At 68.4% G+C, this 25,476-nt stretch carries 22 protein-coding genes and 4 pseudogenes; 14 read left to right on the plus strand and 12 right to left on the minus strand.

What is annotated here, in order from left to right; genetic code table 11:
- Positions 1-61 precede the first annotated feature (61 nt).
- Genes ACWCQK_RS26555 through ACWCQK_RS26570 form a run of 4 tightly spaced genes read left to right on the plus strand, consistent with a single transcriptional unit; the run spans position 62 to position 4,663 of the window.
- Entirely contained in the window at positions 62-1,222 is a 1,161-nt protein-coding gene (locus ACWCQK_RS26555) for an ABC transporter substrate-binding protein (RefSeq protein ID WP_451158983.1), read from the plus strand.
- Between the two features lie 8 nt (positions 1,223-1,230).
- A complete protein-coding gene (locus ACWCQK_RS26560) occupies positions 1,231-2,100 on the plus strand; it encodes a branched-chain amino acid ABC transporter permease (RefSeq protein ID WP_451158985.1) in 870 nt (289 codons plus the stop codon).
- Positions 2,101-2,108: 8 nt separating this feature from the next.
- Positions 2,109-3,932, plus strand: a complete 1,824-nt coding sequence (locus tag ACWCQK_RS26565) for a branched-chain amino acid ABC transporter ATP-binding protein/permease (RefSeq protein WP_451158987.1) — start codon at positions 2,109-2,111, stop codon at positions 3,930-3,932.
- Positions 3,929-4,663 (plus strand): ABC transporter ATP-binding protein, encoded by a 735-nt coding sequence (locus ACWCQK_RS26570; protein WP_451158989.1) that lies wholly within the window; start codon positions 3,929-3,931, stop codon positions 4,661-4,663. The genes ACWCQK_RS26565 and ACWCQK_RS26570 overlap by 4 nt, the downstream gene beginning before the upstream one ends.
- A gap of 50 nt (positions 4,664-4,713) precedes the next feature.
- Here the strand turns inward: ACWCQK_RS26570 and ACWCQK_RS26575 are convergent.
- Positions 4,714-5,459, minus strand: a pseudogene (locus ACWCQK_RS26575) (TetR/AcrR family transcriptional regulator).
- Between the two features lie 76 nt (positions 5,460-5,535).
- Between ACWCQK_RS26575 and ACWCQK_RS26580 the strand changes: the two are divergent.
- The 5 genes from ACWCQK_RS26580 to ACWCQK_RS26600 all read left to right on the plus strand — a co-directional run bounded on the left by ACWCQK_RS26580 (position 5,536) and on the right by ACWCQK_RS26600 (position 15,067).
- Complete coding sequence (locus ACWCQK_RS26580; protein ID WP_451158991.1) at positions 5,536-6,393, plus strand: saccharopine dehydrogenase NADP-binding domain-containing protein; 858 nt, start codon at positions 5,536-5,538, stop codon at positions 6,391-6,393.
- A gap of 488 nt (positions 6,394-6,881) precedes the next feature.
- Complete coding sequence (locus ACWCQK_RS26585) at positions 6,882-9,176, plus strand: NB-ARC domain-containing protein (RefSeq protein WP_451158993.1); 2,295 nt, start codon at positions 6,882-6,884, stop codon at positions 9,174-9,176.
- 626 nt (positions 9,177-9,802) lie between these two features.
- On the plus strand, positions 9,803-11,344 hold the full coding sequence (locus ACWCQK_RS26590) for a phosphatidylinositol-specific phospholipase C domain-containing protein (protein ID WP_451158995.1): 1,542 nt from the start codon (positions 9,803-9,805) through the stop codon (positions 11,342-11,344).
- A gap of 431 nt (positions 11,345-11,775) precedes the next feature.
- Positions 11,776-14,064, plus strand: a complete 2,289-nt coding sequence (locus ACWCQK_RS26595; RefSeq protein ID WP_451158997.1) for a tectonin domain-containing protein — start codon at positions 11,776-11,778, stop codon at positions 14,062-14,064.
- Positions 14,065-14,437: 373 nt separating this feature from the next.
- Positions 14,438-15,067, plus strand: coding sequence for a class I SAM-dependent methyltransferase (locus ACWCQK_RS26600; RefSeq protein ID WP_451158999.1), 630 nt, complete (start codon positions 14,438-14,440; stop codon positions 15,065-15,067).
- Between the two features lie 26 nt (positions 15,068-15,093).
- Here ACWCQK_RS26600 and ACWCQK_RS26605 read toward each other — a convergent pair.
- The 3 genes and pseudogenes from ACWCQK_RS26605 to ACWCQK_RS26615 all read right to left on the minus strand — a co-directional run.
- Positions 15,094-15,402 (minus strand): annotated as a pseudogene (locus ACWCQK_RS26605) (hypothetical protein); the annotation flags it as partial.
- Positions 15,403-15,450: 48 nt separating this feature from the next.
- On the minus strand, positions 15,451-15,672 hold the full coding sequence (locus ACWCQK_RS26610; RefSeq protein ID WP_451159001.1) for a helix-turn-helix domain-containing protein: 222 nt from the start codon (positions 15,670-15,672) through the stop codon (positions 15,451-15,453).
- The gene (locus tag ACWCQK_RS26615) at positions 15,672-16,163 is read right to left on the minus strand and encodes a DUF2975 domain-containing protein (protein ID WP_451159003.1); all 492 of its coding nucleotides are present in this window, start codon (positions 16,161-16,163) and stop codon (positions 15,672-15,674) included. Before ACWCQK_RS26615 ends, ACWCQK_RS26610 begins: the two co-directional genes overlap by 1 nt.
- 260 nt (positions 16,164-16,423) lie before the next feature.
- On the opposite strand from ACWCQK_RS26615, the gene ACWCQK_RS26620 reads away from it, so the two are divergent.
- Positions 16,424-16,939 (plus strand): SUKH-4 family immunity protein, encoded by a 516-nt coding sequence (locus ACWCQK_RS26620; RefSeq protein ID WP_451159005.1) that lies wholly within the window; start codon positions 16,424-16,426, stop codon positions 16,937-16,939.
- A 465-nt stretch (positions 16,940-17,404) separates the two neighbouring features.
- On the opposite strand, the gene ACWCQK_RS26625 is transcribed toward ACWCQK_RS26620, so the two are convergent.
- The 5 genes from ACWCQK_RS26625 to ACWCQK_RS26645 form a co-directional block, all read right to left on the minus strand.
- The gene (locus ACWCQK_RS26625) at positions 17,405-17,977 is read right to left on the minus strand and encodes a hypothetical protein (protein WP_451159007.1); all 573 of its coding nucleotides are present in this window, start codon (positions 17,975-17,977) and stop codon (positions 17,405-17,407) included.
- 284 nt (positions 17,978-18,261) lie between these two features.
- Complete coding sequence (locus tag ACWCQK_RS26630; protein WP_451159009.1) at positions 18,262-18,594, minus strand: hypothetical protein; 333 nt, start codon at positions 18,592-18,594, stop codon at positions 18,262-18,264.
- 270 nt (positions 18,595-18,864) lie between these two features.
- Positions 18,865-19,296 (minus strand): hypothetical protein, encoded by a 432-nt coding sequence (locus ACWCQK_RS26635; protein ID WP_451159011.1) that lies wholly within the window; start codon positions 19,294-19,296, stop codon positions 18,865-18,867.
- Between the two features lie 643 nt (positions 19,297-19,939).
- Positions 19,940-20,218 (minus strand): hypothetical protein, encoded by a 279-nt coding sequence (locus tag ACWCQK_RS26640; RefSeq protein ID WP_451159013.1) that lies wholly within the window; start codon positions 20,216-20,218, stop codon positions 19,940-19,942.
- Between the two features lie 73 nt (positions 20,219-20,291).
- On the minus strand, positions 20,292-20,513 hold the full coding sequence (locus tag ACWCQK_RS26645; protein ID WP_451159015.1) for a hypothetical protein: 222 nt from the start codon (positions 20,511-20,513) through the stop codon (positions 20,292-20,294).
- 84 nt (positions 20,514-20,597) lie between these two features.
- Here ACWCQK_RS26645 and ACWCQK_RS26650 point away from each other — a divergent pair, with 84 nt between their 5' ends.
- Both ACWCQK_RS26650 and ACWCQK_RS26655 read left to right on the plus strand, forming a co-directional pair.
- Complete coding sequence (locus ACWCQK_RS26650) at positions 20,598-21,056, plus strand: hypothetical protein (RefSeq protein WP_451159017.1); 459 nt, start codon at positions 20,598-20,600, stop codon at positions 21,054-21,056.
- A gap of 196 nt (positions 21,057-21,252) precedes the next feature.
- A pseudogene (locus tag ACWCQK_RS26655) lies at positions 21,253-21,594 on the plus strand (transposase); the annotation flags it as partial.
- On the opposite strand, the gene ACWCQK_RS26660 reads toward ACWCQK_RS26655, so the two are convergent.
- Both ACWCQK_RS26660 and ACWCQK_RS26665 read right to left on the minus strand, forming a co-directional pair.
- Positions 21,591-21,935, minus strand: a complete 345-nt coding sequence (locus ACWCQK_RS26660) for a DUF2750 domain-containing protein (RefSeq protein ID WP_451159019.1) — start codon at positions 21,933-21,935, stop codon at positions 21,591-21,593. The pseudogene ACWCQK_RS26655 and the gene ACWCQK_RS26660 sit on opposite strands and share 4 nt — an antisense overlap.
- Positions 21,936-21,946: 11 nt before the next feature.
- Positions 21,947-22,440: pseudogene (locus tag ACWCQK_RS26665) on the minus strand (recombinase family protein).
- A 152-nt stretch (positions 22,441-22,592) separates the two neighbouring features.
- On the opposite strand from ACWCQK_RS26665, the gene ACWCQK_RS26670 reads away from it, so the two are divergent.
- Both ACWCQK_RS26670 and ACWCQK_RS26675 read left to right on the plus strand, forming a co-directional pair.
- Positions 22,593-23,132, plus strand: coding sequence for an ArsR/SmtB family transcription factor (locus ACWCQK_RS26670; RefSeq protein ID WP_451159021.1), 540 nt, complete (start codon positions 22,593-22,595; stop codon positions 23,130-23,132).
- A 17-nt stretch (positions 23,133-23,149) separates the two neighbouring features.
- On the plus strand, positions 23,150-24,415 hold the full coding sequence (locus tag ACWCQK_RS26675; protein WP_451159083.1) for an MFS transporter: 1,266 nt from the start codon (positions 23,150-23,152) through the stop codon (positions 24,413-24,415).
- A 200-nt stretch (positions 24,416-24,615) separates the two neighbouring features.
- On the opposite strand, the gene ACWCQK_RS26680 is transcribed toward ACWCQK_RS26675, so the two are convergent.
- A complete protein-coding gene (locus ACWCQK_RS26680) occupies positions 24,616-25,464 on the minus strand; it encodes an SDR family oxidoreductase (RefSeq protein ID WP_451159023.1) in 849 nt (282 codons plus the stop codon).
- Positions 25,465-25,476 lie beyond the last annotated feature (12 nt).

The raw sequence follows: 25,476 nt of genomic DNA on the forward strand, positions 1-25,476 counted from the left end.
AGCTCGCGTCGCCTCCCCCCACCCCGCCCGCCACCCCACCGACACCGACGAGGTGACCATGATGTCCCGCATCTCCCAGCCTTCGGCCCCACACACCCTGCTCGCCGCCGCCATCGCCGCGGCCGCGGCCCTCACCGCCTGCAGCGCGCCCGGCGACTCCGACAAGGGCGGCAGCTCCGACTCGGGCCCCATCAAGATCGCCGTCGTCAACGCCCGCAGCGGCCAGCTCTCCTCGCTGGGCGACTGGGAGTACAAGGGCGCCAAGCTCGCCGTCGACGAGTGGAACAAGAAGGGCGGCATCAACGGCCGTACGATCCAGCTCAAGTCGTTCGACGACCAGGGCGACCCCACCACGGGCACCAACCTGGCCCGAAAGATCTCCAGCGAGCACTACATCGCGATGATCGGCACCGCCGAGAGCGCGGTCACCATCGCCATGGCGCCCGTCCTGAAGCAGGAGGGCATCCCCAACATCACCTCCGGCCAGTCCGACGGCCTCGTGGCACTGAAGAGCGAGTTCCTGTTCCTCAACGGCCCGACCAGCACCACCTACGACAGCACGCTGGCCAAGCACCTGGTGCAGACCAAGGGCTACACGAAGATCGCCATGATCACGAACAACGGCTCCTTCGGCACCGGTGAGCACGACGCCTTCACCAAGGCCGCCAAGGACCTCGGCGTCACACCGGTCACCGACCAGGTCGTCACCACCGACCAGAAGGACTTCAGCGCCGCCCTCACCAAGATCCGCGCCAAGAAGCCGCAGGTCATCTTCATCGGCTCGGAAGAGGTCGAGGCCGGCCTGATCGTCAAGCAGGCCCGCGACCTCGGTATCACCGCCCCGTTCGCGGGCGCGGCTCCACAGGGCACACCGGTCTTCGTACAGACCGCGGGCAAGGAGGCGGCCGAGGGCACCATCGTCAGCTCCCCCTACCTGAGCAACGACGCCGGCCCCGCGGCGCAGAAGTTCGCCGCCGCCTACAAGGCCGCCTACGGCGAGGACGCCGAACTGCACGGCGCCAAAGCCTACGACGGCACCAGCATCCTGCTCACCGCGCTCAAGAACAGCAAGGTGGCGACCGGCAAGAAGCTCGCCGACGCGATCCGTGCGACCCAGTACGACGGCCTGCTCGGGCAGTTCCGGTACGGCGCCGACGGCGTAGGCATCACCAAGACCAGCATCGGAGTCATCAAGTCCGGCGCGCTCGTCGCGCAGAACTGAGGGACGACGTGCAAGACACCCTCCAGACGCTCGTCAGCGGTCTGAGCCTCGGGGCCGTGTACGCCCTGGTCGCGATGGGCTTCTCCCTCGTCTACCGCACGATGGGACTGGTCAACTTCGCGCACGCGGACATCGCCATGATCGGTGCGTACGCCGCCTCCACGTTCTACCTCACCTCCCGACTCCCCTTCGCCGTGGCCATGGTGACCGCCATCGTGGTCACCGGGGCCATCGGCCTGGTCATCGAGCGAGTACTGCGCCCGCTGGAGAACAAGGACTTCGACCTCATGCTCATCGGCACGATCGGCTTCGGCATCGTGCTGCAGGCCGTCGCCATCCTGATCTGGGGCACCACCGGCCGCGCCGTCCCCTCGCCCCTGCACTCCGCGCCGCTGGACCTCTTCGGTATCCGGGTGCGCACCTACGACCTGCTGGTCATGGCGGTCGCCGCGGTCGCCGTCGTCGCCCTGGCCTTCTTCCTGTCGCGCACCAAACGCGGCGCGGCCATGCAGGCGGTCGCCATGGACCACGAGGCGGCCACCTCCGTGGGGATCGACGTGGGCCGCAGCAACGCCCTGGCCTTCGCCATCGGCGCCGGGCTGGCCGCCCTCGCGGGCGGTCTTGTCGGACCCATGCTCTACGTCGACGCCTCCCTCGGCGGAGCGCTGGGCATCAAGGGCTTCGCCGCGGCGATGCTCGGCGGTTTCGGCTCGATCCAGGGGGCGGTGGTGGGCGGTGTGGCCATCGGCGTCCTCGACTCCTACGCCGCCGGCCACTTCCAGGGCTACTCGGTCCTGGTCACCTTCCTGGTCTTCACCGCGGCCATCATGATCCGGCCCACGGGGATCTTCGGCGAGAGGACGGTCAGTCGCGCATGAAGACCCGCATGGCCACGACAGGCGCGATCATCGTCGCTGCCTGGCTGCTCCCCTACGGTCTGGGGAGCTACACCATCCACGTCGTCAACATCGCCCTCATCTACGCCCTGCTGGCGATCGGAATGGGCCTGGCGATGGGCGTCTCCGGCCAGATCAACCTCGCCCAGGTCGCGTTCTTCGGCGTCGGCGCCTACGCGGTCGCCATCCTCACCACCCACTACGGGTACGGCTTCTGGACCGCGGCCCTGCTCGCCGTCCTGGCCACCGTCATCACCGGCCTGTTCGTCGGCGTCCCCGCCCTGCGGATGCAGTCGCACTACCTGGGGATCGTGACCCTCGGTCTCGCCCTGGGATTCATCAACTGGATCACCAACGCGCACATCTCCGGCGGCGCCGACGGCATCTCCGGTGTCCCCGGCCCCACACTGCCCGGTATCGATCTCTCCAGTGAGTACCTCTACTACTACCTGGAAGCGGTGGCCTTCGGCCTGGCGCTCGTCTTCGGCCTCTTCGTCGTCCGCACCTCACTCGGGCGGCGCCTGCGCGCCATGCGCGACGACTCCCTGGCGGCCGGAGCGATGGGGGCACAGATCCCGCTGCTGCGGATGACGGCCTTCCTCCTGGCCAGTCTCTACGGTGGCCTCGCCGGAGTCCTCTACTCGGGACTCATCCGCTACGTCGCACCGGAGACGTTCTCGATCGGAAACATGTTCATCCTGCTGGCGATGGTCATCATCGGCGGCCGCCGTTCCCTGGTGGGCTGCGTGGTCGGAGCCATCGGGCTGACCCTGGTCCGGGAATGGCTCTCGGACTTCTCCACCTACGCCCAACTCGGCTACGGCATCGTCGTCGTCCTCATGGTCGTGTTCGCGCCGACCGGTCTCGCCGGCATCCCGGCGCGACTGCGCGGCGTATACGAACGACGGCGCGGCCGGCGCTCCGTCCGCGCCGAGTTGCGGCCCTTCACGCCCTACTCCCCCATCGAGCGTCCGGACACCGCGAACGTGCTGCTGGCGGTGGAAGGCATCACCAAGCAGTTCCGCGGCCTGCGAGCGCTCGACGAGGTGTCCCTCGCCGTGAACGAGGGCGAGATCCGGGGGATCGTGGGTCCCAACGGCTCCGGGAAAACGACGCTGTTCAATGTGATCAGCGGCTTCTACCGGGCGACGGCAGGCACCGTCCGCTTCGCCGGCGGCGACACCACCACCGCCCGGCCTTACGTCCTGTCACTGGCCGGAGTGTCCCGCACGTTCCAGAACCTGCGCCTGTTCGGGCAGCTGACGGTGCGGGAGAACATCCTTGTCGCACTCGACCGCAGCCGCACCCGGTCGATCTGGCAGTACGCCGTGTGGCAGCCGGGAGTGTGGGCACACGAGCGCCGGCTGCGGGCGCAGGCGGCCGAAGTGCTCGATCGTTTCGGGCTGGCGGACTTCGCGGACGCCGACCCCACGGCGCTTCCGTACGGAATCCAGCGCCGTATCGAGATCGCCCGTGCCATGGCGGCGCGGCCGAGGCTGCTGTTGCTCGACGAACCGGCCGCCGGGCTCAACGGCGAGGAGGTGCGGCAGCTCATCCGCATCGTCCGCTCGATCAGGGACAGCGGCACCACCGTGATCCTCATCGAGCACAACATGGGGCTGGTGATGTCGCTGTGCGAGAAGATCACCGTCCTGTCCAGCGGGAACGTCATCGCGGAGGGCACCCCGCAGCAGGTCGTGACCGCGCCCGAGGTCATCGAGGCCTATCTCGGCGAGTCCGACCTGGCCGAGCTCGGCATGGACGCTCCCGAGGCCGGCGACCACCCTGATCGTGCGAAGGAGGCGACCTCATGAAGGTCATCGCAGGCAACGCCGCAGAGTGCCTGAGTGTGCGGGAACTGAGCGTGCACTACGGCGGGGTCCAGGCCGTCAGCTCCATCGACTTCAGCGTCGAGCCCGGCCAGTCCGTCGGCATCATCGGGGCCAACGGGGCCGGCAAGACCTCCACTCTCAAGGCGCTCATGGGTCTGGTTCCGCGCAGCGGCGGCAGCGTCCGTCTCGGCGACAAGGACCTCACCCGGGTCAGGGCCCGCGACATGGTCCGCCACGGCATCGGCTACGTTCCTGAGGGCCGGCACGTCTTCCCCGGGCTGTCGGTCGAGAAGAACCTCCTCCTGGGCGCCTACTCCCGCGCCTGGGACAAGGACACCCATCGGCAACTCGACGAGATCTACGCGCTCTTCCCCGTGTTGAAGGAGATGCGCGAGCGTCTGGCAGGGGCGCTGTCCGGCGGACAGCAGCAGATGCTCGCCATCGGACGCGCACTCATGACCCGTCCGCGTCTGCTGGTACTGGACGAACCGTCCATGGGTCTGTCGCCGAAACTCGTCGGCACCATCCTCGACGTGCTGCTGCGGCTGCGCGAGGAAGGCCTGAGCCTGCTCCTGGTGGAGCAGAACGCCAAACTCACCTTCGGGGTGACCAGTCACTGCATCGTGATGGAGAACGGCCAGGTCGCCATGCGCGGCACCTCCGCACAACTCAGCCACGACCCGCGGGTGCGGGAGGTGTACCTGGGCCTGTGAACCCCGCCACGGCCGGCACACCCGCCACCGATCCACGGGTGGTACTGGCGCTACCGCTGCGGGTGGAACGCCTGATGCTGAGGAGCCGATAGTTCGCCGCCCGCATGGAAGACAACTACTGCGCCAAGGACGGACCGGTCACCGAGCGGTACATCGCCGGCCGCGGTGCGCGGGCTGCGGGCGGCGCCGCGACGGCATGTGGTCGGCCACCGGAGGACGCAGAACAAGCTGATGAAGGCGAGCAGGCCGAGCGCGTCCACGTCGGCGGTGATCCGCCCGCTCTCCCGTCCTCTGCGCAGGAACCGCTCGATGACCGCGAGTGCCGGAGTCCGCAGGTCCGTCAGTGCCGCGACGGGGGCAGGTGACGCCCTCGGTGGACGTTCTCGATGCTCACCGGACGGACGAAATCGGGGCGGGACTCGTGATGGTCGAAGGTCAGCTCCGCCAGCCGCCGCACAGCGTCCACCGGATCCTGCTCGTCAGCGTCCAACAACTGCTCCTGCTGGCGGATTTCACGGTAAGCGCCCTCCAGGAACGCTATCAACACGCCTTCATCGCTGCCGAAGTAGAAGTAGCTCATCCTCTTGCTCGTCCGAGTCCGCGCCGCGATCTCGTCCATGCGCGCGCCGGCGTACCTGGCCTCCGCGAACTCCGCCCTGGTTGCCGCGAGATCTCGCGCCGTGTGCGGTCGGCGTCGCGCGAACGGTGCCGTGTCCGCTGAGACGGCCATCCCCATGCGAACCCCCACGCCCGCCCCCGCCGAATGCGCGACGTGTCCTGAGCGCGGTCGGCGCATCCTTGCCACTTCCCGCAGTGCGCCGATCCTGATATGGATAACGAACCAGTTCGTACATTACTCGTATGGAGTCCGGATGAACCAGCACTCGTACCTGGTCGGGTTGATCGCACCGGGAGCCGAGTTCTCGGTCAGCTCCGAACTCCACCGACGCGAAGCCGAGCGCCACCGCCTGCGTTACCTGTGCCGACACCTGGGCGGGCGGCGGGACTTCGGCACGCTGCTCGACGACTGCCGGGTCTTCGGGTTCTCAGGACTCAGCGTGGCCGCATCCACCGATCACCCGGTGACGGCCCTTGACGGACTGTCTCGAACCGCTGCCAGAACGGGCACGGTCACCACCATCGTCTACGACACGGACGGCCGGGCCACCGGCCACGACACCGGCATGGAAGTCTTCACCGCCGCCTTCGCGCGGAGCCTGCCGGACGCCGCACTCTCCCGGGTCGTACAGGTCGGCGCGACGGGTGCGGGCGTATCCGTCGCTCACGCACTCGCTGAGCACGGCGTGGAACAACTGACTGTGATCGACCCCGACTCGGCTCAGGCTTCAGCCCTGGCCGAGGCCGTGAACCGGCACACGGAGAACCGACCGGCCACGGCCCATCCGGTGGAGACTCTCGACCACCACCTGAAGCAGGCCGACGGACTCGTCAACGCTCTCCCACCCGCGGAGGACTCCGACCGCTTGGCCCAGCTTCTCACCGATTCACTGCGCGGCGACCTGTGGATCTGCGACCTCGACCACCGCCCTGGCGCGGGACCGCTCGCGCGGGCGGCATGGACCTCGGGGTGCCCGGTACTGCAGGGCGGGACCCTGCTGGTCCACGCGGCAGCGCGAACCTTTCACCTCGTCACGGGCCGTCACGCGCACACCTCGCACATGCTCGGGGACTTCGCCGACCTGACAGCCGCACCGGCTGCCCACAGCTGAAACCGCCTCGCCGCCACGCAGGAGCGGCACTCCGACAGATCACGTTGTGACACGCACGCCCTCATCCGGCCTGCGCTGCGGGTGAGCGTGGCCCCGAGCACCGCCGCACTCGACCGTCTCACCGGCCGTCGTCCCGGCGCCCTGCGGGCCGTCTGAGCGCCCCCGTCGACATCTGCGAGGACCTGTACCGAGAGCCTGCGGCCCCGCCCCTGCTCCAGCCTGATGACGTACTCGACACTCACTCCGGCGAATGTCGCCAGTTCCGCGCGGCGCGGTGCAGGCGGGTGGGTGAGCTGTGGTGCTGCGAGCGACGAGAGTCGGGAGAACTCGACCTGGGAAAAACGCCTTCGCCGGCACACGGCATCCCGCTCGCGCCGGACCGGTCAGGACGGTGGGCGGCGGACCGGTCCGGCTGCGGCGTACGCGATAATCGCTGCCGGGACGGGAGCGCGTCGGTGACCGGACAGCGCTGATCAGGGGACATGCACATGGGGACCGAGACGGCGGGCAGGGGCGGGCTCGGGCAGCTGCTGACCGAACTGCGGGCCCGCGCCGGGATCAGTCAAGAACAGCTGTCGCACGCGGCGGGGATCAGCGTGCGCGCGGTGGCGGATCTGGAGCGAGGGCGGACGCGGGGAGCGCAGCGCAGGACGGTGCGGGCACTCGTCAGTGCGCTGGAACTGGACGCCGAGGACGCGCGCGAGCTGGAGGCGGCGGCTGCCGCCGGTCGGCCGCGTCCCCGGTTCGCCGCGGGGCCGGCAGTCCGGGGTGCGCTGGAACTGCCGCGTGGCGTCGCGGACTTCACCGCGCGAGGGCCGGCGCTCGGCCGACTGCGGGCGTGGCTGGAGCAGGCCGATCCGGAGCACGCTCCGGTGGCGGTCATCTCGGGCGAGCCGGGACTGGGCAAGACGTCGTTCGCCGTGCACGCCGCTCACCAGCTGGCGCCGCTCTTCCCGGACGGACAGTTCGCGGTCGGCCTGCACGGCATGCAGCCCGGGCCTGTCCCGGCGCGGGACGCGCTCGCGGCACTGCTGAGCGCGGCAGGCGTGGCCCAGAGCGCTGTGCCGGCGGCAACCGAGGACCGTGCGGGACTGTGGCGCAGTGTGGCGAAGGAGAAGCGCTTACTGGTCCTGCTGGACGACGCGGCCGGCGAGGAGCAGGTACGTCCGCTGCTTCCCGGCGGCGGCCGCTCACTCGTGATCGTCACCAGCCGGCGCGCGCTGGCGGGGCTGGAGTCGGTCCACCGGTGTGAACTTGCGGTGCTGCGGCGGGAGGAGGCCGTCGAGCTGCTGACGAGGATCGCCGGACGGCAGCGGGTGGAGCGTGAGGCGCAGGCGGCCCGTGACATCGTGGACCTGTGCGGGGGCTTGCCGCTGGCGGTACGGATCGCCGGCCAGCGCCTGGCGTCCCGGCCGAACGAGCATCTCGCGAAGCTGGCCACCCGGCTGGCCGACGAGGAACGGCGCCTTGACGCGCTGCAGGCCGGCAGCCTCCAGGTGCGGGCGGCGTTCGCGCTCTCCTACCAGCAGTTGGCCCCCGCGGCGCGCCTGCTGTTCCGGCGGGCTTCCCTGGCGGCGGGCCCCGACTTCAGCCCGGAAGTCGCCGGCCTGCTGGCCGACCTGCCGATGGACCAGGCCATTCAGCACGCCGACGACTTGGCCGACGCCGGCCTGCTGCAGACCCACCCGGCCGCCGAACGGTACCGCTACCACGACCTCCTGAAGGTCTTCGCCGCCGAGCAGTTGGCCGCCGAGGACGGGCCCGCGGGCACCGGCGACGCACTGGAGCGGGCCGACCGGTGGATCCTGCAGCGCGCCACCGCCGCCGCGCTGCGGTTCGACGCCGACCGCCACCAGGACACCTCACTCGGCGACCCCGATCCACACTCCGCCCCCGCCGGCCGGGACGCGGCCCGGGCCTGGCTCGAAGCCGAACGGGACAGCTGGCTCGCCGCCCTGCGCCGCGCCGCGGCGGCGGGCCGCCACCGGCGCGTGCTCGACGTGGCCGAGGCGATGCACTGGTTCTCGGACCTCAACCAGCACTGGGAGCTGTGGGCCGAGGTCTTCTCGCTCTCCTCACGCGCCGCACGTGAACTCGGCAGCCGGCAGGAGGAAGCCGTGCACCTCAACTACCTGGCGTGGGCGTGCAACATCTGCGTCTACGACCACCACGCCGCGTTGGCGGCGGCCGACGCGGCACTCGCGGCGGCCCGCGAGGCAGGGGACCGGCTGCAGGTCGGGTGGGCACTGGGCTACGGCGCCGGAGCCCTGATCCGCACCGGCCGTCCGGACGAGGCGATCACCTGGCTCCGCGAAGCTGACGCCTGCCTGGGCGCGCTCAGCACCACCCAGGCCGTCCTCGGCCGGCTGAGCGTCCTCAGCACCCTCGGCAACACCCTGCGCCAGCAGGACCAGCCCGCCGAGGCACTGACGGTCCACCTCCGTGCCGAAGCGATCTGCAGCGCCGGGCCCCCCGGACCTGTCGGCATCGCCGAGCTCTATCGCGCCGTCGCCCAGCAGAACATCGGCAACGACTACGCCGCCCTGGGCCACTGGAGCAAAGCCGAGCAACCTCTGCGCGACGCCCTGGCCAACTTCGAGACACAGTCGGCGGCCGCCTGGGCCGAACCCGCACGCCTCGACCTGGGACGCGTCCTGGCCCGCCTCGGCCGGCACCTCGAAGCCCGGCAGACCCTCACCACCGCCCACCACGCTCTCCGCGCGCTCAACAGCCCCCGCCAGCACGAGGCAGCCACCGAACTCGGCACACTCCGCACCCCCTGACCTCTCTGTATGGGTGGACTTGCGCGGGTCGGTGCCGATCAGCATCAAGGGCCTGCGTGTGGTGCGCGGCCCTCCCTGTGATGGATGCTGCCTCCGGCTCGGCGCCCGGTCTGTCGTTGGGCGCGGCAGTTGGGCCGGAACGGCCCAGGCTCGCGACGTGTTCCAGTTCTCGGGCACCGGCGGCGTCCAGAGGCGGGGCGGCGGCCAAGACCTGCAGGGTGCGGCGTCGCGCCCCCGGCACCGGCCGTGCTCCGTGTACGACAGCGCCCGCACGACCACCCCCGTGGCCTGTGCCGGTTCCTCCTGACACAGTCCGGCCCCGTCCGCAGACCGCGACGACGCACGCCGAAGTCGCCGACGGCAGGTGTATCGCTGCCGATGCTGAATGTGCCCCCTGACCGACGAGGTCCCGCCGGAGCACGAACCGCACCGGCAAAAGTAGGCAGGACGTCACTTCTGCCGGTGAGACTTCCTGTTCAGCCCTCGGTCCGTCGGGTTGGCTGGAGGCAACCCGGACATGGGTCCGGACCCATCCGGCCGCCTCGATCCCTCGCACCCTCTGCGGAACACGTGCGTGCGTTCAGTGGAGAAGCCGGCCGTCTCCAGTGCACTCGGACAGGAGCCCCATGCCCCCCACCCTCTCTCGCGCCGGCGCCGGACCGCGTCGGCGGTCCCGGCCGCTGGCGCGTCTGTTGACGGTCTGTGTCGCGCTCAGCGCCGCACTGCTCACGCCCGTAGCCGCCGGGGCCGTCGGGACGAGCAACGAAGACGCCTACCGGCACATCGGGGCGGCGGACCGGACCGACTGGATGAGAGACATCGCGAGCGACACCTCGCTTGCGGCGATGTCCGTGCCCGGCACCCACGAGACGCTCTCGCTGCACGGCGGCGACGTCACGCAGACACAGGAGGACTTCGGCGACAGCGCGAACACCCTGACGGCGCAGCTGGAACGGGGAATCCGCGCCATCGACATCAGGGCCCGCGTCACCGAGGGCAAGTACTTCACCGTCCACCACGCGGTGTACTACCAGCAGGCCAACTTCGATGACGTCCTGAGCAAGGCGCAGGCCTTCCTCGGTCAGCACCCGAGCGAGACCATCGTCATGCGCCTGAGGGCCGAGTGCCCCTTCACCAGCCCGGGCCTCTTCGACTGCGCGAACGATCCGTCCACGGTGACCCCGGACACGTTCAGATCGATCTTCTCCGGATACGTGGCGAAGTACCCCGGCCTCTTCTACTCCCCTTCGGTGGCGGGCACCGGCAGGACGGCGGTTCCCCGTCTCTCGCAGATCCGCGGCAAGCTGGTCCTGGGCAGCCTCGACGGTATCGGCGGCTACAGCGACAACTACGGGATCAGCACCTTCAACGAGAACCAGGAGGACCACTGGGCGGCGGCCAACCCTCCGCAGAAGTGGACCTACGTCAAGGCGAACGTCGATCGGGCGGTCAGCGGCGACAAGGGGCAGATGTACGTGACGTACACCTCCGCGTCCACGGCCCCCTTCAACTTTGATCCGTTCCATTACGCCGGCGGAATCGACGACATCCCCGGTGTCAACTTCCAGTTGATGCAGTACCTCAACAGCGGAGGCGCGAACGGCCGCCTCGGCATCGTCATGATGGACTTCCCCGGCTGGGCCCTGGTGAACGACATCATCTCCCGCAACGACGACGGCATCGTCAAGGGCGGCAACCGGGCGATCTGGGTGGTCAACCCCGACAAGACCTACGTCAACTCCGAGTACAACCGGTGCATGGTGCGGGGACCTGAGTTCGACAGCTCCAAGACCGGGGGCCTGGTCACCCAGCACGCGTGCCAGTCGACGGCACCCAGCAGCCACCAGTGGCAGGCCGAGCTCCCCTCGACCTATGACGGCCAGGGCTACTACTGGATCAAGTCCAGCAACGGCAAGTGCCTGACCGTCCCGTACAACAACGGCACCCCACCGTCGGCCGGGACCCAGCTGTTCTGGTGGGGGTGCGAGACCCGCTGGTTCTCGGGCAACCAGCTGTGGAACATCATCCCGACCAAGGTCGGAACGGTCAACGGATACAAGGGGGCCTACCTGTTCATCAACAACTGGACGGGCCAGTGCCTGTCGATGGACCCGGCCACCGCCTCCACCTCAGGTGGCAAGGTCACCCAGGACACCTGCCCCAAGTAGCGCTCACACCCGCGAGAAGACTGGACGGCAACACGCCCCGGCTGCCCGCTGCCCAGGCAGTGACAGCCGCCGCGTAGCCAGAGATGTGAAACCCACCGGCGCGCCCCCTGACAGGGGCGCGCCGTCAGCGATCGCCGCCGACCTGTGCATCAGCAGGGTCAAGTCCCGCCACTCGGCCTGAACCCGTCCAGCTCCCACAAGTAGCTCACCAGCGGGGAAGCGAGGGCGAGAAGGCGGCTGGATGACCGGCTCCTGGCCAGGAGGATCCGCCGCGAAGGCCTGCGGACCGCGTGGAACAGCGCGGAACGAAATGGAACGCCCAACCCTTAGGTGGGAACACGGGCTGGACAGGCCGCGCGCTCTTGAGAGTGCGCGGCCTCGAACGGGTCGGCTCCACCCAATCCGAACATGGGTCGAGAACCGGGACAGGGATGAACATTTCGAGAAAGAGCCGGCTGTTCGCGATGGTCGGGGCCCTGGTGGCCTCGCTGGCCGTGTCCGGGGGCACCGCGTCGGCGACTGTGCCCACAGGGGCCGCCGACCACGCGGCGAACTCGCAGAACTTCAGCATCACTGCCGACGACCAGCAGAACCAGTTCGTCGAAGCGGTCGGCACCCCCAACGCGACGGTGGTGATCGCGGGGACCGTGAATCTCAACCTGAGCGGACTGTCGGCCATACCGGTAGCACCCGGGGTTCGGATCATCGGCGACCGCACGGCCGTCGCGAGGGGGCCGCGCATCTTCACGACGACGTTCCCGCGCACGCTGTTCACCATCGGGGACAGCAACGGTGGCACCGCGGACAACGTGCGGATCAGCGGGATCAGATTCGACGGCGGGGCGCCGATGGACCCCAAAGCATCGGTGGATACCACGGACGCCAACGGGATCGACATCTGGTCCAGCCAGAACGTGGAGATCGACCACGCCGAGTTCGCCCGGTGGCGCGGCGCCGCGATCAACGTGCAAGATCCCGGCAACCGGATCAATCGTGCCAACGCCGACACGGTGTGGGTGCACGACAACTACATCCATGACAACCAGCACCCCACCATGGACGGCATCGAGGACGCGTTCGGCAACCACCACGGCGCCGGCTACGGCGTGGCCCTGAACAACGGCGCCTACGCGCTGATCGAGAAGAACGAGTTCCAGGCCAACCGCCACTCGGTCGCCGGTGACGGCCGGCCCGGCACCGGATACCTCGTGTACCGCAACCTCATGGAATCGCCCGGGCTCGGCTTCTCGCTACTGGGCTGGGACCACTACGAGCACCTCATCGACATGCACGGCCGCGGGGACTGCTCCAACTACCAGTGCGGGCCGGCCGGTGAGTACGCCGACATCGCCTACAACTCCTTCCCCTCCACCAACTCGACCGAGATCAAGCTGCGCGGCACGCCCTCGGACGGATTCGACGTCGAGAACAACGTCTTCGCCCACACCGTCAGATGGTCCACCACCTTCACCAACGGCGCGCTGGACCAGACCGAGACCGGTCTGCACGACAACGGCGGGAACGTCCTGGGCGCCAACCGGGACAACCAACGTACGTGCGACTTCGACGGCGACGGCATCACCGACCCCTTCATGACCACCGGCCGGACCTGGTGGTACGCCACCAGCGCCGGCGACCAGCACTGGGTCTACCTCAACCAGTCGAACGAGCGCATCGCCGACCTCCAGCTCCGCGACGTCAACGGCGACGGCCTGTGCGACCTGACCTCGGTCAACAACGGCAGGGTCTACTACACCCACCGCCAGACCGACGACGCGGTACGTCCCGGCAACGGCCTTCCCACGGTCGCCCCCGCCCCCGGTTCCTCGGTCGCCATGGCCTCCCAGAACGAGACGGACGCCTCCAAGGGCGTCCAGGCGTTCGCCGTCGACGCGCAGGGCGGGCTCTACACCACGCACATCGTCCCGGGCACGCCGGCCCCGGACTGGACTCCTGAGTACGACACCCCCGCACCGCTGACGTCCGTGGCGGCGGCGACCAACGCCGACGGCCGGATCGAGCTGTTCGCCCTCGACCGCAACGGGCTGATCCACTCGCGCACGCAGACGAGTCCCGGGTCGAGCAGCTGGTCGGCGTGGAGGAACATCGACGGCATCCTCAATTCGATCTCCGTGGCGCGCAACCAGAACGGAACCCTTCAGATCTTCGGCACCAACTCCGCCGGTACGATCTGGACCCGCTCCCAACTGCAGCCCTCGGTCGACAACTGGAACGGCTGGCAGCAGATCGACGGCCTCCTGAACAAGATCGTCGCGGGCACCCACGCGAACGGCACGATCGAGATCGACGGCTTCAACTTCAACGGCACCCCGTTCCACCGCCGGCAGAACACCGTCAACGCCACCAGCCCCGGGTCCGGCTGGTCGCCCTGGGCCCAGATGTTCACGAATCAGGGCGTGCTCACGGACATCTCCATAGCCCCCACCTACTACCAGGAGTTCGCGTTCTTCGGTGTCTACGGCGACACGGCCTACCAGAACACCGAGGTGGCGTCGGGCGGCTACAACACCGGCGGGTGGCACGCCATCGCGTACGGCGGCGGCATACGCAACGTCGCCGCACAGCGCTGCGGCACCGACGTACTCCTGATCGGCGTCACCGGCGACGGAAAGACCAAGATCAACCAGATCGGGGGCGGCTTCATCGGTGGTGACACCGGGTGGAACCTGATCAACGGTGCCACGGCGCGTGCCTCCTGAGTCACGGGGCCTACTGATCTCTCGGATCGGCCTCGGGCGGTCCGGGTGAGGGTCAGCGCCGTCTCGGTGAGGCAGCCGTCGCTGAGTTCGGGACAGCGCTGGATGTGTACGAGTCCTCCGCGCGGAAGGCGCGGGTGAGGTGGTCGGGGCCGGTGAATGCGGTAGTGGACATCGGCCCAGACCCAGCGTGCGAAGGCCTGCACGTGGCTGCGGTCGGACGCCAACTCCGCTCACCCGAGCAGCACTTCACACAACTTCTCCGAAGTGCAGATGCATCCCTTGGTCAGCTGACGGGACAATCCGTCCCGAGGGGAAGGGCCGGTACGGGGCCGGAGACCGGCGGCGAACGGCGCGGGTAGTAGGTTTCCTACCCGTGTCACCACACCAGGACAAGACCAGGGCGGCCTACGACGGGGTCGTCGAACTGTACGCGTCGATGTTCGCCAACCAGTTGGAGACGCAGCCGTTCGCGCGGAACATGATCGGCACCTTCGCCGAGCTCGTGCGTGGCACGGGGAACCTGCGGGCAGCCGATGCCGGGTGCGGACCCGGTCATCTGACGGCCATGCTGCACGACTTGGGGCTGGACGTCTTCGGGCTCGATCTCTCCCCGGCCATGGTCGCCCACGCCCGGCAGGCCCATCCGGAGCTGCGGTTCGACGAAGCGCGAATGGAGGCCCTGCCGGTCGAGGACGGCGCGCTCGGCGGAGTGCTGGCCCACTACTCGATGATCCATACCCCACCTGGAGAATTGCCCGCGCTGCTCGCTGAGCAGGTGCGGGTCCTGGCATCAGGGGGCCTGCTCCTGGTGTCCTTCTTCGGGACCGAGGGGCCGGAGCCGGTCCGCTTCGACCACAAGGTGGCGCCCGCCTACAGCTGGCCGGTGGAGCAGTTCGCCGAGTTGCTGGCCGGGGCCGGCTTCGTCACGGTGGCCCGGTTGCTCCACGACCCGGCGTCAGAGCGGGGCTTCCTCGACACCCACGTGCTGGCCCGCCGCCCATAGTCGACACCCGGAGCATGGCCGCCACTGGCTTCGGCGTGGATGGCACCCATCAGGCAGGTGGCACCACTCACGTCAGTGAGCGCGCCGGAGCACCAACCACCGACAGTTGGGACCGTGCGGACGCCGACCGCAGCCACATCTCCCCCGCGTCGACCAGCCCAAGTGGCCCTCACCGGGCCGAAAACCTCAGGTCCGATCTCACTGGCACCAGAGGACGGGCACGGGTGCGCCTCACGCCCACGGGGATGGTCCTGCCGCCGTGGCCAAGCCGGATGCGAACCACGCAGCGACCGCATCCGGCTTCGGCTCATCACATCCCTACGGCCCAGTGCCATGGCGCGGACCGGTGACACCAGGCATTCTTGCGCCACCCCCAGGGCACGTCATCCGCCCGCGGTGACCTCGGCCTCCCAGCGCAGCAGGTCGCCCGGCTGACACTCGAGCACCTCACAGAGCGCGGCAAGTGTCGCGAAGCGAACCGCCTTGGCGCGACCGTTCTTGAGCACCGCGAGGTTGGCGGGCGTGATCCCCACGCGTTCCGCGAGCTCGCCCACGGACATCTTCCGCTTGGCCAGCATGACGTCGATGTCGACGGCGATCGGCATCAGATCACCTCGTTCAGTTCGTCCTGCATCCGCGTCGCCTCGACATCACGTGCGACGGCCTGGGCGAGGAGCATCCGCAGCACGAGCACGATGAGCGCGACGCCCAGGATGGCCACGCCGATCCCGCCCATGATGACGGTGACGCCCGGGTCCTCCCGCTGGCCCGGCGCGTTGACGGCCGTGATCGCGAACCACACGAGGGCAGCCGCAACGATTGCGCCGATCACACCGTCCACGTAGCGGAAGGCGGCGTGGGAGAAAACGGTTCCGCGTCGCACCATCGCCACCAGACGCCATACGCAGACCAGGGCGACCTGGACCGAGATCAGACCCAGGATCGTGATCACCCGCAGCGAGGTCAGTGGAAGCGAGCCGTCCTCCGGATCACTCCCACTGACCAGCACCCAGACCATCATCACCTGAACGAGCACGGTGCCGGTGAACACCATTGCCAGCACGGCGCGCAGCGCACCCACTGTCATCTTTCCCATGACCCACCCTCACATCGAGTTACGATGGGAATCTATCGAAAGTCGATAGGTTAGGCAAGGGGTGCCGACGCAGAGGGCGGACGTCGGCTTCGGGCCGCAGAGGAGCGTTCGCCGCCTCCTTCGACGCCGCCCGCCTGCCCCTGATCCACGCTGCTCCTGCGAGGTGGAGTGGTGGATGGGCGCCCGCTCGGTGACGGCCGCCTGAGGGCCAGGTTCAGTCCGGCGGATCACGGCCGTAGGAGGATGACAGAATCCGCGGTATGGACGAGCACAAGACCGGGACCGTGCTGTGGCGCCCCTACGAGCTGACGGTGGTTCGAGCTGCCGGCGTGAGCCCTGAGGTGGAGCTGGCGCTGGCGGACCCGGGGCTTCCGGACGACTGCCACCGCATGTTCGTCCGCGATGCCGCGCTGGAACTGCAGGCTCGTGACCTGCCCTGCGGGCCTGCCGTGCGCCTTGGTGTCTTCGAGGACGGCGTCAACTCCTACTGGCTGGCGATCCACTCGGGCGAGGTGTGGATGGCTTACGGATACGACGGCGGCTCCCAGCGCTTCGCCCTGGTCAACTCCTCTGTGAGCGGCCTGCAGCGACTGCTCCGACTGTGGGACTCCTTCGTACGGTCCGGCCGGAGCGAGGACGACGAAGACTACGACGATTACGTCGCCGAGCTCATACTCCAGGCTCAGCAGCAGGATCCGGTCGCGTTCGGCGACGAGGACAGTTGGTGGTCACGGGTCTTGGAAGAGGTCGAGTTGGGCGTCCTGGGCCCCGAATGACGGCGCCGAACCTCACTGCCTGAGCCACAGGCGGATCGAGGCCACGGTCACGGTTCCAGTGAAGACGAAGGCGAGCCGGTCACGGCCTCAGCCCACCGAGCACGGATCCCGTCGGTCAGCGCCTTCCGGTCGATACGCCATCCGCCGGCATCACCCTCGACCACCGCCAAGAACGTCATGGCCATGGCCTATCAGATGCCTATGATGCAGCGCCGATCGGCCGTTGCCCAACGCCGGAACGGACTCAGTCGCACCATCAGCTCCCTGCGAGGCTCTGCGTACGGTACTCCAGGTGGCACGGGTACAGCCGCATTGGCTCACGGGGGCCGTCTGCGAACGCCGCTGCGGCAGTGTCCGACGGAAACCGGCCGCCTGCCCGCGCTGCATCGCATGCCCCGAGGAGGACTGAAGGGCCCCTGTGGGGCCATCGTGGCCCAGCACTATGCGGGGCCCGCGGATGGGGCGTCAGTCGAAGCAGCCGGTCTTCGCCCCATCCGTCTCGGAGCCGACCTCTATCTCGAATCCGGAACCCGAGTCGAACTCCGGCCCAGCCTCGTAGCCCCGCCTGACCTTCAGCAAGCGGGCATTGGTGAAGCTCACGGTCAGCATGAGGGCTTCGCCGTCCCCGCCTTTGGTGAAGCACAGTCCCGCGGTTGTTTCAGGGGTGTTCGAGCCTGAAGGGTCGTGCTCCAGCCGCCATCCGTCCGCCGTGGCGGCAACACGGTAGAAGTCCACGACCTCCTGCCGGGAGCCGGGGAAGGCGTAGATGCGTTCGGCGTACAGCCAGGCGTCGCCGCTGTCGTCGTCGATGCATTCCGCGTAAACCGAAGCCAGGCTCTTCGGGGCGATCGCTCCCTCTGGTACGAATTCCAGGATCGGCTGGGAACGCAGATCTTGCACCCGTGTCGCCGTGTCGTCACAGGTATTGAACGGAGAGAGCCCGGAGCAGCCGGTCAGGCCGGTGGCGAACAGGGCGGTCGCCAGAAGCAGTGCGGCGGACACGGCGAGCGGCTGGACGGGCTGCGTCCGGGACAGCATGGAGCGTCTCCCGAGGGTCGTGGGCATCTGTTGAGGAACGGCAGGAGTAGCGACAAGAGGATGTACGGCGGCAACAGCGCCAGCCCCGGCACTCGGTTGCCATCTCGACCTGCCCCAGGACGGCGGCGTCCCACGAACAAGCCCGGGATCAACCTGGCCAGGTACCAGTTGTCGTAGTGCCGCTCGGCAGCCTGGCACAGGTGTGGGCAGAGGTGGCGGCAGTTCTTGTAATCAGGCCACGAAACGGTGGCGGGTCGCTCACTCGCTTCCTGCGCATCGCCGGGTCAGGGCGAAGAGTTGGCGCCTTGGATGACTTGCCACCCGGAAGCCAAGGTGCCCGACCTGAGATGTCGAACGCCTTCTCCTCGAAGCGTCACGAACGCAGTCATGCCAGTGTCGAGTGCCGCGACTCGACGTCCGAAGAAGAGGATCTGCGTCAGCTTGAGATCGACCGCCTGCAGGGAGCCCTTGAGCCGGTCGAAGCGGGCATCACGGTGGACCGGTCCTCGTAGGCAACGCACGGAGACAGTGGCCTGTTCCGGGCTCGCCACGATGACCCGGTCGATCTGCAGTTCCACGTCGTTACGACGGCTGCCGTGGCCAGCGATGTCGTTCACGGACCCTCCTCCTCACACTCGGCCGGGACACCGTCCTGAAACCGGGATCCAGCGCGGACGGCTTGCACTCCATGGCGAGCGGACAGAACGGGTTGCCCACCGTTGGTGACCTTGGCGCGGAGCTTGACGGTGGAGACCAGCGACTCGGGCAATCTGGGCGGCAGCCTTGGTCCACTTGGCACCGGAGGTGCGCGGGAGTATCTCGCTTGCCTGCTCGGCGCGCGCGGTCCTCGGCCTCGGCCCCGCAGGTCTCCTGCACTACTCGGTCGATCAGTCCCGTTCGGGAGCGCCCGGTGGAGTCCAGGATTTCACGGGGGCCGGGGGCGCCTCGAAGGCGCCTCTCAACATGTCCTTCAGGCTCTTCGCCGGGGCTTCCTTCTCCTCAAACGTGTGCGCCAGCCGGGCCACACTCACTCGTATGTGACATGCGCGGTGCCGTTGCTTCAGCAGCACGACCCACACCCCGTCCCCAGTCAGGAAGGCATGGCGGGCCGGCTCGTCTCCGGGCCGCGTGTGCCTGGCCAAAACGTCCGGTATGTAGTGCAGGGCGGCGTCTTCAGCGGCCTCGGCCGCCTGCGACTCGTCCTCACCGATGTGATGCGTACCCGCCAGCCGCCAGTGGTGCAGCTTCACATCAACGCCGTCGAGGCGCTCGCTTGTCCGGTAGTCCTCCTCGATAAGGACGTACCACTCGGTGGTCATAACCGGCGTCTACCTGTCTTCCGGGGCCACGTGAGCCCCCTACGTTCTTGGTGCCGTTCGCTTGAACGCGCTCTTCATATCACCTCACGGAAACCACCCAGTTTCCCGACCCCGCAGGACATGGTCGACTCGCGTTCCCTCATCGCCGCAACTTCGCGGATAGTCATGCGTTTTAGACTAAAACCTCACTTACCCACCGATTCATACCTAATTCACCCCGATTGGTGGATATTTCGGAATCAAGGGCCCTGATCACAGGAAGCCGATCCTGTTCTCTTCGCAGTACGGGTTTGCCTGAAGTCCCAGGCCGACTCAGGGCAGGGCACGGGCGGGGGCTGACCGAACGAGACCGCCAGCGGATCCCACGTTCGTGGTCACGCCGGCCTGCAGGCATTACCTCCGAGCGTCTCCGCCCAGATCCGCCAACCGCCGAGGTATCCCCCGTTGATGTTCACCGGAACAGGTCGCAGTGCCATACCGGTGATCCTGCTCACCCGCCTCCCGGCACATACCCACACCCCCGGCCCTCGCCGGGACCATCGCCTCCCGATGACGGGACCGCCACCACAGTGATGACGTGGGCTTGTTCGTTCCGCGCACCAGCGTTCAACGAGATTGGGTAATCGCTGAGTTGCAGTTCGGTTCAGGCGTGACCCGCCGGGGCCACGTGGACGAGTATCGGGCCGATGGACGTGCTCCACTCGTTGCCGGACTCGACCGCGGCACGCCCCCGCTCGGCCAAGAGTGCCCCGATGGGGTCGATGAAGTTCTCGAAGAACACCGACTCTCGGGCGGCGTCCATTCCCAGGCCATGCAGGGTCTCGGTGGCATCGAGACGGAAAGCCCGGACGGCCTCGTCGAAGTCACCGCCCGTCCACTCGTCCACGTGTTGACCGGACAGCACCCAAGTCATCTTCAGCATGGGCCCAATGCTAACCGGCTGAGGGAAAGGTGCGCGTCGCTTGGGTGGCGTCACCTCTGCATGCAGTTCACCTTCACGCAATAGAAACTGACGGCAGCTCAAATTCCTGAGTTACAGAACTCCCATCGAAATGAAGACAGTACGGCCAACAGGAGAGTGCACACCGAAGCGCGAGGAACATCTCGCGGGTGTCATCGAGTGTCTTGTCGTGAATCTCGCCCAGCAGATCCCCGATCTCTGCTGAGCCTTCGGCGCCCCATCGTCTTGCATGTTGAAGCGCATCGCTGCCGACCACGGAATCGAGTTCCTCACCGACTGCGGGTTCTGCGGCTTCCCACCTTCGTATCATTAGAAATGACCCCACACCAGGGGATGCCAAGTGACGTACATAGCCCCCGAGTGTCGGGCCAAAGCCAAGGCACAAGGCCACCCGTACGCTTCGGAGGAGATCATCGCGGCTGGGTACGATCTGGCAGGCCGCGTCTGCCGAGAACTCCACCGCACCGGTCTTCCCGCCCATGTCGAGCGTCCGGGAGTGTCAAGACAGCCCGGCGTCAAGGTGGAAGTCAACAGCCAGGGCGAGTACGCCGGAGGCCTCTACATCCGCTGGAGCGCCCCAGAACTGGCAGAAGCCGGTATCCGGGCAGTGGCAGAACAGCAGAATCCGAAGGCGCCGGAGTGGAAGCGCTACGCCGAGGTCGTTCTGCTCATGCGGACGGCATTGATCGGGATCCTGCGACCGGCTGGCTTCTCCGTCATACAGGCCGAGGAGGTCGACGATGTGGCTGAGGGTGATGTGTACGTTCACGCCGATGCAATGGGCAGAGAAGACTCTTGACCCGAGCAGGCCGCGAGGATGCACGCACCGCGGCCGTCGCGGGCGAGGATGACGGTTGCATGGCGGCCCATGAGCCAGTCGAGTCGCTTGACGCGGCGAGGGCGTGAGTAGTTGAGGTACAGAATGCGCCGCTGCTATTGATCTTGCTTAGGACTAACGAAATGATCTTCGAGGTGGTTGGATCAGCCTGGGGCTGATGATCCAAGCGGTGCCGCCAGTGCGGGGCAAGCGGGGCCGGCCCCGCCGCCGCCCCGATGCGGTGCTGGGTGACCGCGGCTACGACCACGACAAGTGCCGCAGTCTCGTCCGGGACCTCGGCGTGAAGCCACTGATCGCCCGCCGCGACACCGAGCACGGGTCTGGCCTCGGCAAGCAACGCTGGGTCGTGGAGCGCGCGTTCGCCCACCTGCACTGGTTCCGCCGCCTGCGGATCCGCTGGGAGATCCGCGACGACATCTACGAACCGTTCCTCACCCTCGCATGCGCCCTCATCTGCCGGCGACGACTGCGCGCTCTGGCGAGCGATGCCACGGGCTAGTCAGTCGCCGCCAGCCGGTTGAGAACTTCCACGGCGGTGAAGCTCCAGCCGACCAGGCGCTGCCCACTCCAGTTGACACCGATCACGAGTCCATCCCTGGCGGCATCAGGCAGTACGCGTTCGCACCAGGTGTCCAGGGGCATGGAACCAACGCGTAGCCCGTGCCCCCAGATCTTCGCTGCCCTCTGGGCGCGGGCCGAGGTCGACCAGAACGGAAAACTTCGCGTGCCGTCCTCGGAGAGGTGAGTCGGGCTTCCATCATCATCCCGAACAAGCCAGACCACTCGGCTCTGGCGGACATCTCGGAAGAATGCTGCCGCTTGCGAACCACTCTGCCTCATGGCCAGCGAGCCTACCGCTCCCCACCACCGGCCTGGCCGCGGCCGCGAGCGGCGGCCAGGCCGTAGTGGGTGCCCTGGACGATGAGTTCGCGGATGAACTCCGCGAAGGCGGCGAAGACGTGGAAGACACGCCGGCCGCCAGGGGTGGTGTGTCCAGGTTCTCGTTCAGCGAGGTGAAACCGATCCCGCGCATGAGGAGTTCAGCGACCATGTTGATGAGGTCTCGGAGGCTGCGGCCGTGGCGGTCGGCCGAGGTGCCCCGAGCGTCGAGGAAAGCGTGGCGCCCCTGCGGCTCCGGGCGCAAGTCGGTCCTGCCGGACCTCTTGTCGGAGAAGATCCTGCGGCACCCGGCGGCGGTGGGAGCGCCGAGCTGCCGTTCGAGCTTCTGCCCGACAGTGGAGACCCTCGCGTGCCCGATCTTGATCTGTGTGCGGACGACGGGTCGGCGACGAGGAGTTCGGGGTGGCCGGGCAGCCCCTGAAGGTCGCTCATGACCTCGGATCATGTCAGGAGACGGTGGTCCGGAGCTGTTGAAGGCCCGGATCGGCAGCGGGTGGGGGGCGTCGACGGAAGGTCTTGCGCGCCCGGGCAGCAGATTCTGGGAGTCCGTGCGCAATCCCCTTGCGCAATGGTCAAGAATCGTTGACCATTGCTGGCATGCCTACCGACGATCTCCCCGAGACGTTCCACGTCACCACCGACGAGCAACTGCGCGCCGTCTCCAATCTCACGCGTCACCGGATCATGGCCGTGCTCCGCTTCGAGCCCGCGACGATCACGCAAATCGCCGCGCGAGTGGGTCTCGCGAAGGGGAGTTCCAGCTACCACGTACGGCTGCTGGAGCGGGCCGGCCTCGTGAAGGTGGTCCGGACACGCAAGGTCCGGGGGGTCACCGAGCGGTACTACGCCATGGCCGCGCGGTCGATCGAGCTGCCGGATCCGGGCGAAGGAGGCCCCGATGTGCTGATGCGGCACGCGGTGGCAGACCTGGAGGCATCGCCGACGGACAGCGAGCGCCACGTACGGATGGCGCATCTGCGGCTCACCGAGGAGCAGTTCGCACAGCTCGGGGCGCGGCTGCAGGCCCTGGCCGACGAGTACCGGGAACTGTCCGATCCGTCGCTGCCGGACGCGTCACTCGTCTTCGCACTGTTCCACCCTGCATCCCGCAAGCAGACCGAAGGAGACACCAAGTGACTGCAGACATACGGGCGTTGCCGACCGGGTTCGGACGGCTGTGGACCGCACAGACGATCTCCTCGCTCGGTGACGGGGTGACGCACGCCGCACTGCCGCTGCTCGCGCTGACGCTGACGCGGGATCCGATGGCACTCGCCGTCGTCACAGCCGCCGGAACCCTGCCGTGGCTGCTTTTCGGGGTGCTCGGCGGTGCGCTGGTGGACCGCTGGGACCGCCGGCGCACCATGTGGGTCACGGACACGGCACGTGCGGTGCTGCTCGCGATACCGGCGGCAGCGGCCGCACTCGACTTACTGAGCATTCCACTGCTCGCGGCCCTCGCCTTCCTCCTGGGCCTCGGCGGGCTCTTCTTCGACACGGCCGCCACGGCCTACCTGCCGGATCTCCTCGGCCGCGACCCCGCACTCCTGGAACGCGCCAACTCCCGCCTGCGCGGCACCCAGACCGCCGCGTCCGGCTTCGCCGGGCCGCCCGCGGGCAGTGCCCTGCTCGCCCTCGGGCGGGCGGTCCCGCTGCTCGCCGACGCGGTCTCGTTCGCCCTCTCCGCACTGCTCGTACGCTCACTGCCCGCCGCACCCCGGCCCGCACCACAGGCCCGCGAGTCGCTGCTGCGACAGGCGCGGGCCGGCGCCTCGTACGTGTTCCGGGATCAGCTGCTCCTCGGGCTCGCCCTGCGCCCGGCGGTCGGGAACATCGCCTTCCTCGCCGTGGAGACCGTCCTCGCCCTCTTCGCGCACGACCGCCTCGGCATCGACACCTACGGCTTCGGGCTGCTCCTCACGGCGGAGGCCACCGGCGGTCTGCTCGGCGCGGGCATCGCCTCCTTCCTCGGCCGACGACTCGGCACCGGCACCGCGCTGACCTGCACGGCCGCAGTCGAAGGACTCGCCATCCTGGGCCTTGCCGCCGCCCCCAACCCGTACGTCGCCGGCCTCGCGCTCGCCGTCTGCGGAGCGGGCATGGGCGCCACCATGGTCCTCGCGCCCTCCCTCCGACAGGCGATCGTCCCCGCCCACCTCATGGGCCGAGTCGCCTCCACCTCCCGGATGCTCGCCATGTGCGCCGCCCCCATCGGCGCCTTCCTCGGCGGCTGGCTGGCCACCACCTACGACATCCGCACCCCCCTCTACACCGCCGCCGGCCTCCTCCTCACCATGACCGCCATCACCGCAACCATGACCAGCAACCGCCGGGTGGAAGCGGCGCTGCATGCCGCCGCCCCGGCCGGCGATCCAGATCACCCGGAATCCCAGGTCCCCGTTCAGGAGCGCACAAGTTAGGGCTCAGCGAGGTCGTTGAGCCGGTGCTGACCCGGCCCGGCGTTCCCCGCCTCGGCCCCAGAGCGTCGGGCGTCTGGCGTCCACGGGATGCGACGAATGACCCAGCGAACCAGTACGCCGCCGCAATCCTCGTCGTCCGCGACAGCCTCCGGGTTCCGGAAAGCGCACAGGCCGGTGGGCACGGCGGGCGGGACACACGGTCAGCCGTCGGCGGACCGCAGACCCTCTGCCGGCCGCGACCTGCGAACCGCTTTGACTCTCCGGTCGAACTCGCGGTTGAGGAGCGGCAGGAGAACGCTGCCGAACCGTGCCAAGACCCGGGTGCCCGCGTCCGGGCAGATCACGAAACGCCGCCGCTCGATGCCATCCACGATGGCCGCCGCGACCTTCTCCGCTGTGAGCGGCTTGATCGCCCCGCCGACCACGCGGGTCTCCTCCGGCTTCCACCGGTTCTCCTCGGCGAGCTGTGGGGTGTCCACGTCCGGTGGGTAGACCACACCCACGTGCACTCCATGGGGGATCAGCTCGCTTCGCACCGACTCCATCAGCCCGCGCACAGCGAACTTGGCCGGTCCGTACGCGCTGTAGCCGAATATGCCGATCAGCCCGGCGGCGGACGAGACCGCGACCACGCTGCCGTGCCCGCGCTCGACCATGCCAGGGGCCACGGCCCGGATCGCGTACAGCGTGCCGAAGTAGTCGACCTCCATCATCTGCCGGAAGACCTCGTCCGGCAGTTCCAGGAAGTGCCCGGGGCGGGCGAGCCCTGCCGAGGTGATCAGGACGTCGCAGGGCTGACCCTGTTCTTCCTCCAGTTCGGCTATGGCGCGAGTGAGGGCTGACTGGTCTGCCACGTCGGCCGCCCGCGCGGCGGATGACAGGTCCTTCGCGGCCTCCGCCAGACGCTCCCGTCCCCGCGCGATCAGCGACACCTTCGCCCCGCGCTCCGCGAACAGCCGGGCCGTGGCCAGGCCGATGCCGCTCGAGCCGCCCGTCACGATCACATGTGCCGAACTGACGTCTGCTGGGCGGGTGTTCCGCAGTCTCATGGCTGGGAGCGT

The organism is Streptomyces sp. NPDC002306, assembly GCF_053593435.1.

What these genes read in the sequence shown, in the direction of transcription:
- ACWCQK_RS26660 (WP_451159019.1), bottom strand. Translation starts at nt 21,935, where the DNA reads ATGAGGCAGAGTGGTTCGCAAGCGGCAGCATTCTTCCGAGATGTCCGC.
- ACWCQK_RS26635 (WP_451159011.1), bottom strand. Translation starts at nt 19,296, where the DNA reads ATGACCACCGAGTGGTACGTCCTTATCGAGGAGGACTACCGGACAAGC.
- ACWCQK_RS26595 (WP_451158997.1), top strand. Translation starts at nt 11,776, where the DNA reads ATGAACATTTCGAGAAAGAGCCGGCTGTTCGCGATGGTCGGGGCCCTG.
- ACWCQK_RS26625 (WP_451159007.1), bottom strand. Translation starts at nt 17,977, where the DNA reads ATGCTGTCCCGGACGCAGCCCGTCCAGCCGCTCGCCGTGTCCGCCGCA.
- ACWCQK_RS26555 (WP_451158983.1), top strand. Translation starts at nt 62, where the DNA reads ATGTCCCGCATCTCCCAGCCTTCGGCCCCACACACCCTGCTCGCCGCC.
- ACWCQK_RS26640 (WP_451159013.1), bottom strand. Translation starts at nt 20,218, where the DNA reads ATGCTGAAGATGACTTGGGTGCTGTCCGGTCAACACGTGGACGAGTGG.
- ACWCQK_RS26590 (WP_451158995.1), top strand. Translation starts at nt 9,803, where the DNA reads ATGCCCCCCACCCTCTCTCGCGCCGGCGCCGGACCGCGTCGGCGGTCC.
- ACWCQK_RS26585 (WP_451158993.1), top strand. Translation starts at nt 6,882, where the DNA reads ATGGGGACCGAGACGGCGGGCAGGGGCGGGCTCGGGCAGCTGCTGACC.
- ACWCQK_RS26620 (WP_451159005.1), top strand. Translation starts at nt 16,424, where the DNA reads ATGGACGAGCACAAGACCGGGACCGTGCTGTGGCGCCCCTACGAGCTG.
- ACWCQK_RS26670 (WP_451159021.1), top strand. Translation starts at nt 22,593, where the DNA reads ATGCCTACCGACGATCTCCCCGAGACGTTCCACGTCACCACCGACGAG.
- ACWCQK_RS26565 (WP_451158987.1), top strand. Translation starts at nt 2,109, where the DNA reads ATGGCCACGACAGGCGCGATCATCGTCGCTGCCTGGCTGCTCCCCTAC.
- ACWCQK_RS26580 (WP_451158991.1), top strand. Translation starts at nt 5,536, where the DNA reads ATGAACCAGCACTCGTACCTGGTCGGGTTGATCGCACCGGGAGCCGAG.
- ACWCQK_RS26610 (WP_451159001.1), bottom strand. Translation starts at nt 15,672, where the DNA reads ATGCCGATCGCCGTCGACATCGACGTCATGCTGGCCAAGCGGAAGATG.
- ACWCQK_RS26680 (WP_451159023.1), bottom strand. Translation starts at nt 25,464, where the DNA reads ATGAGACTGCGGAACACCCGCCCAGCAGACGTCAGTTCGGCACATGTG.
- ACWCQK_RS26570 (WP_451158989.1), top strand. Translation starts at nt 3,929, where the DNA reads ATGAAGGTCATCGCAGGCAACGCCGCAGAGTGCCTGAGTGTGCGGGAA.
- ACWCQK_RS26615 (WP_451159003.1), bottom strand. Translation starts at nt 16,163, where the DNA reads ATGGGAAAGATGACAGTGGGTGCGCTGCGCGCCGTGCTGGCAATGGTG.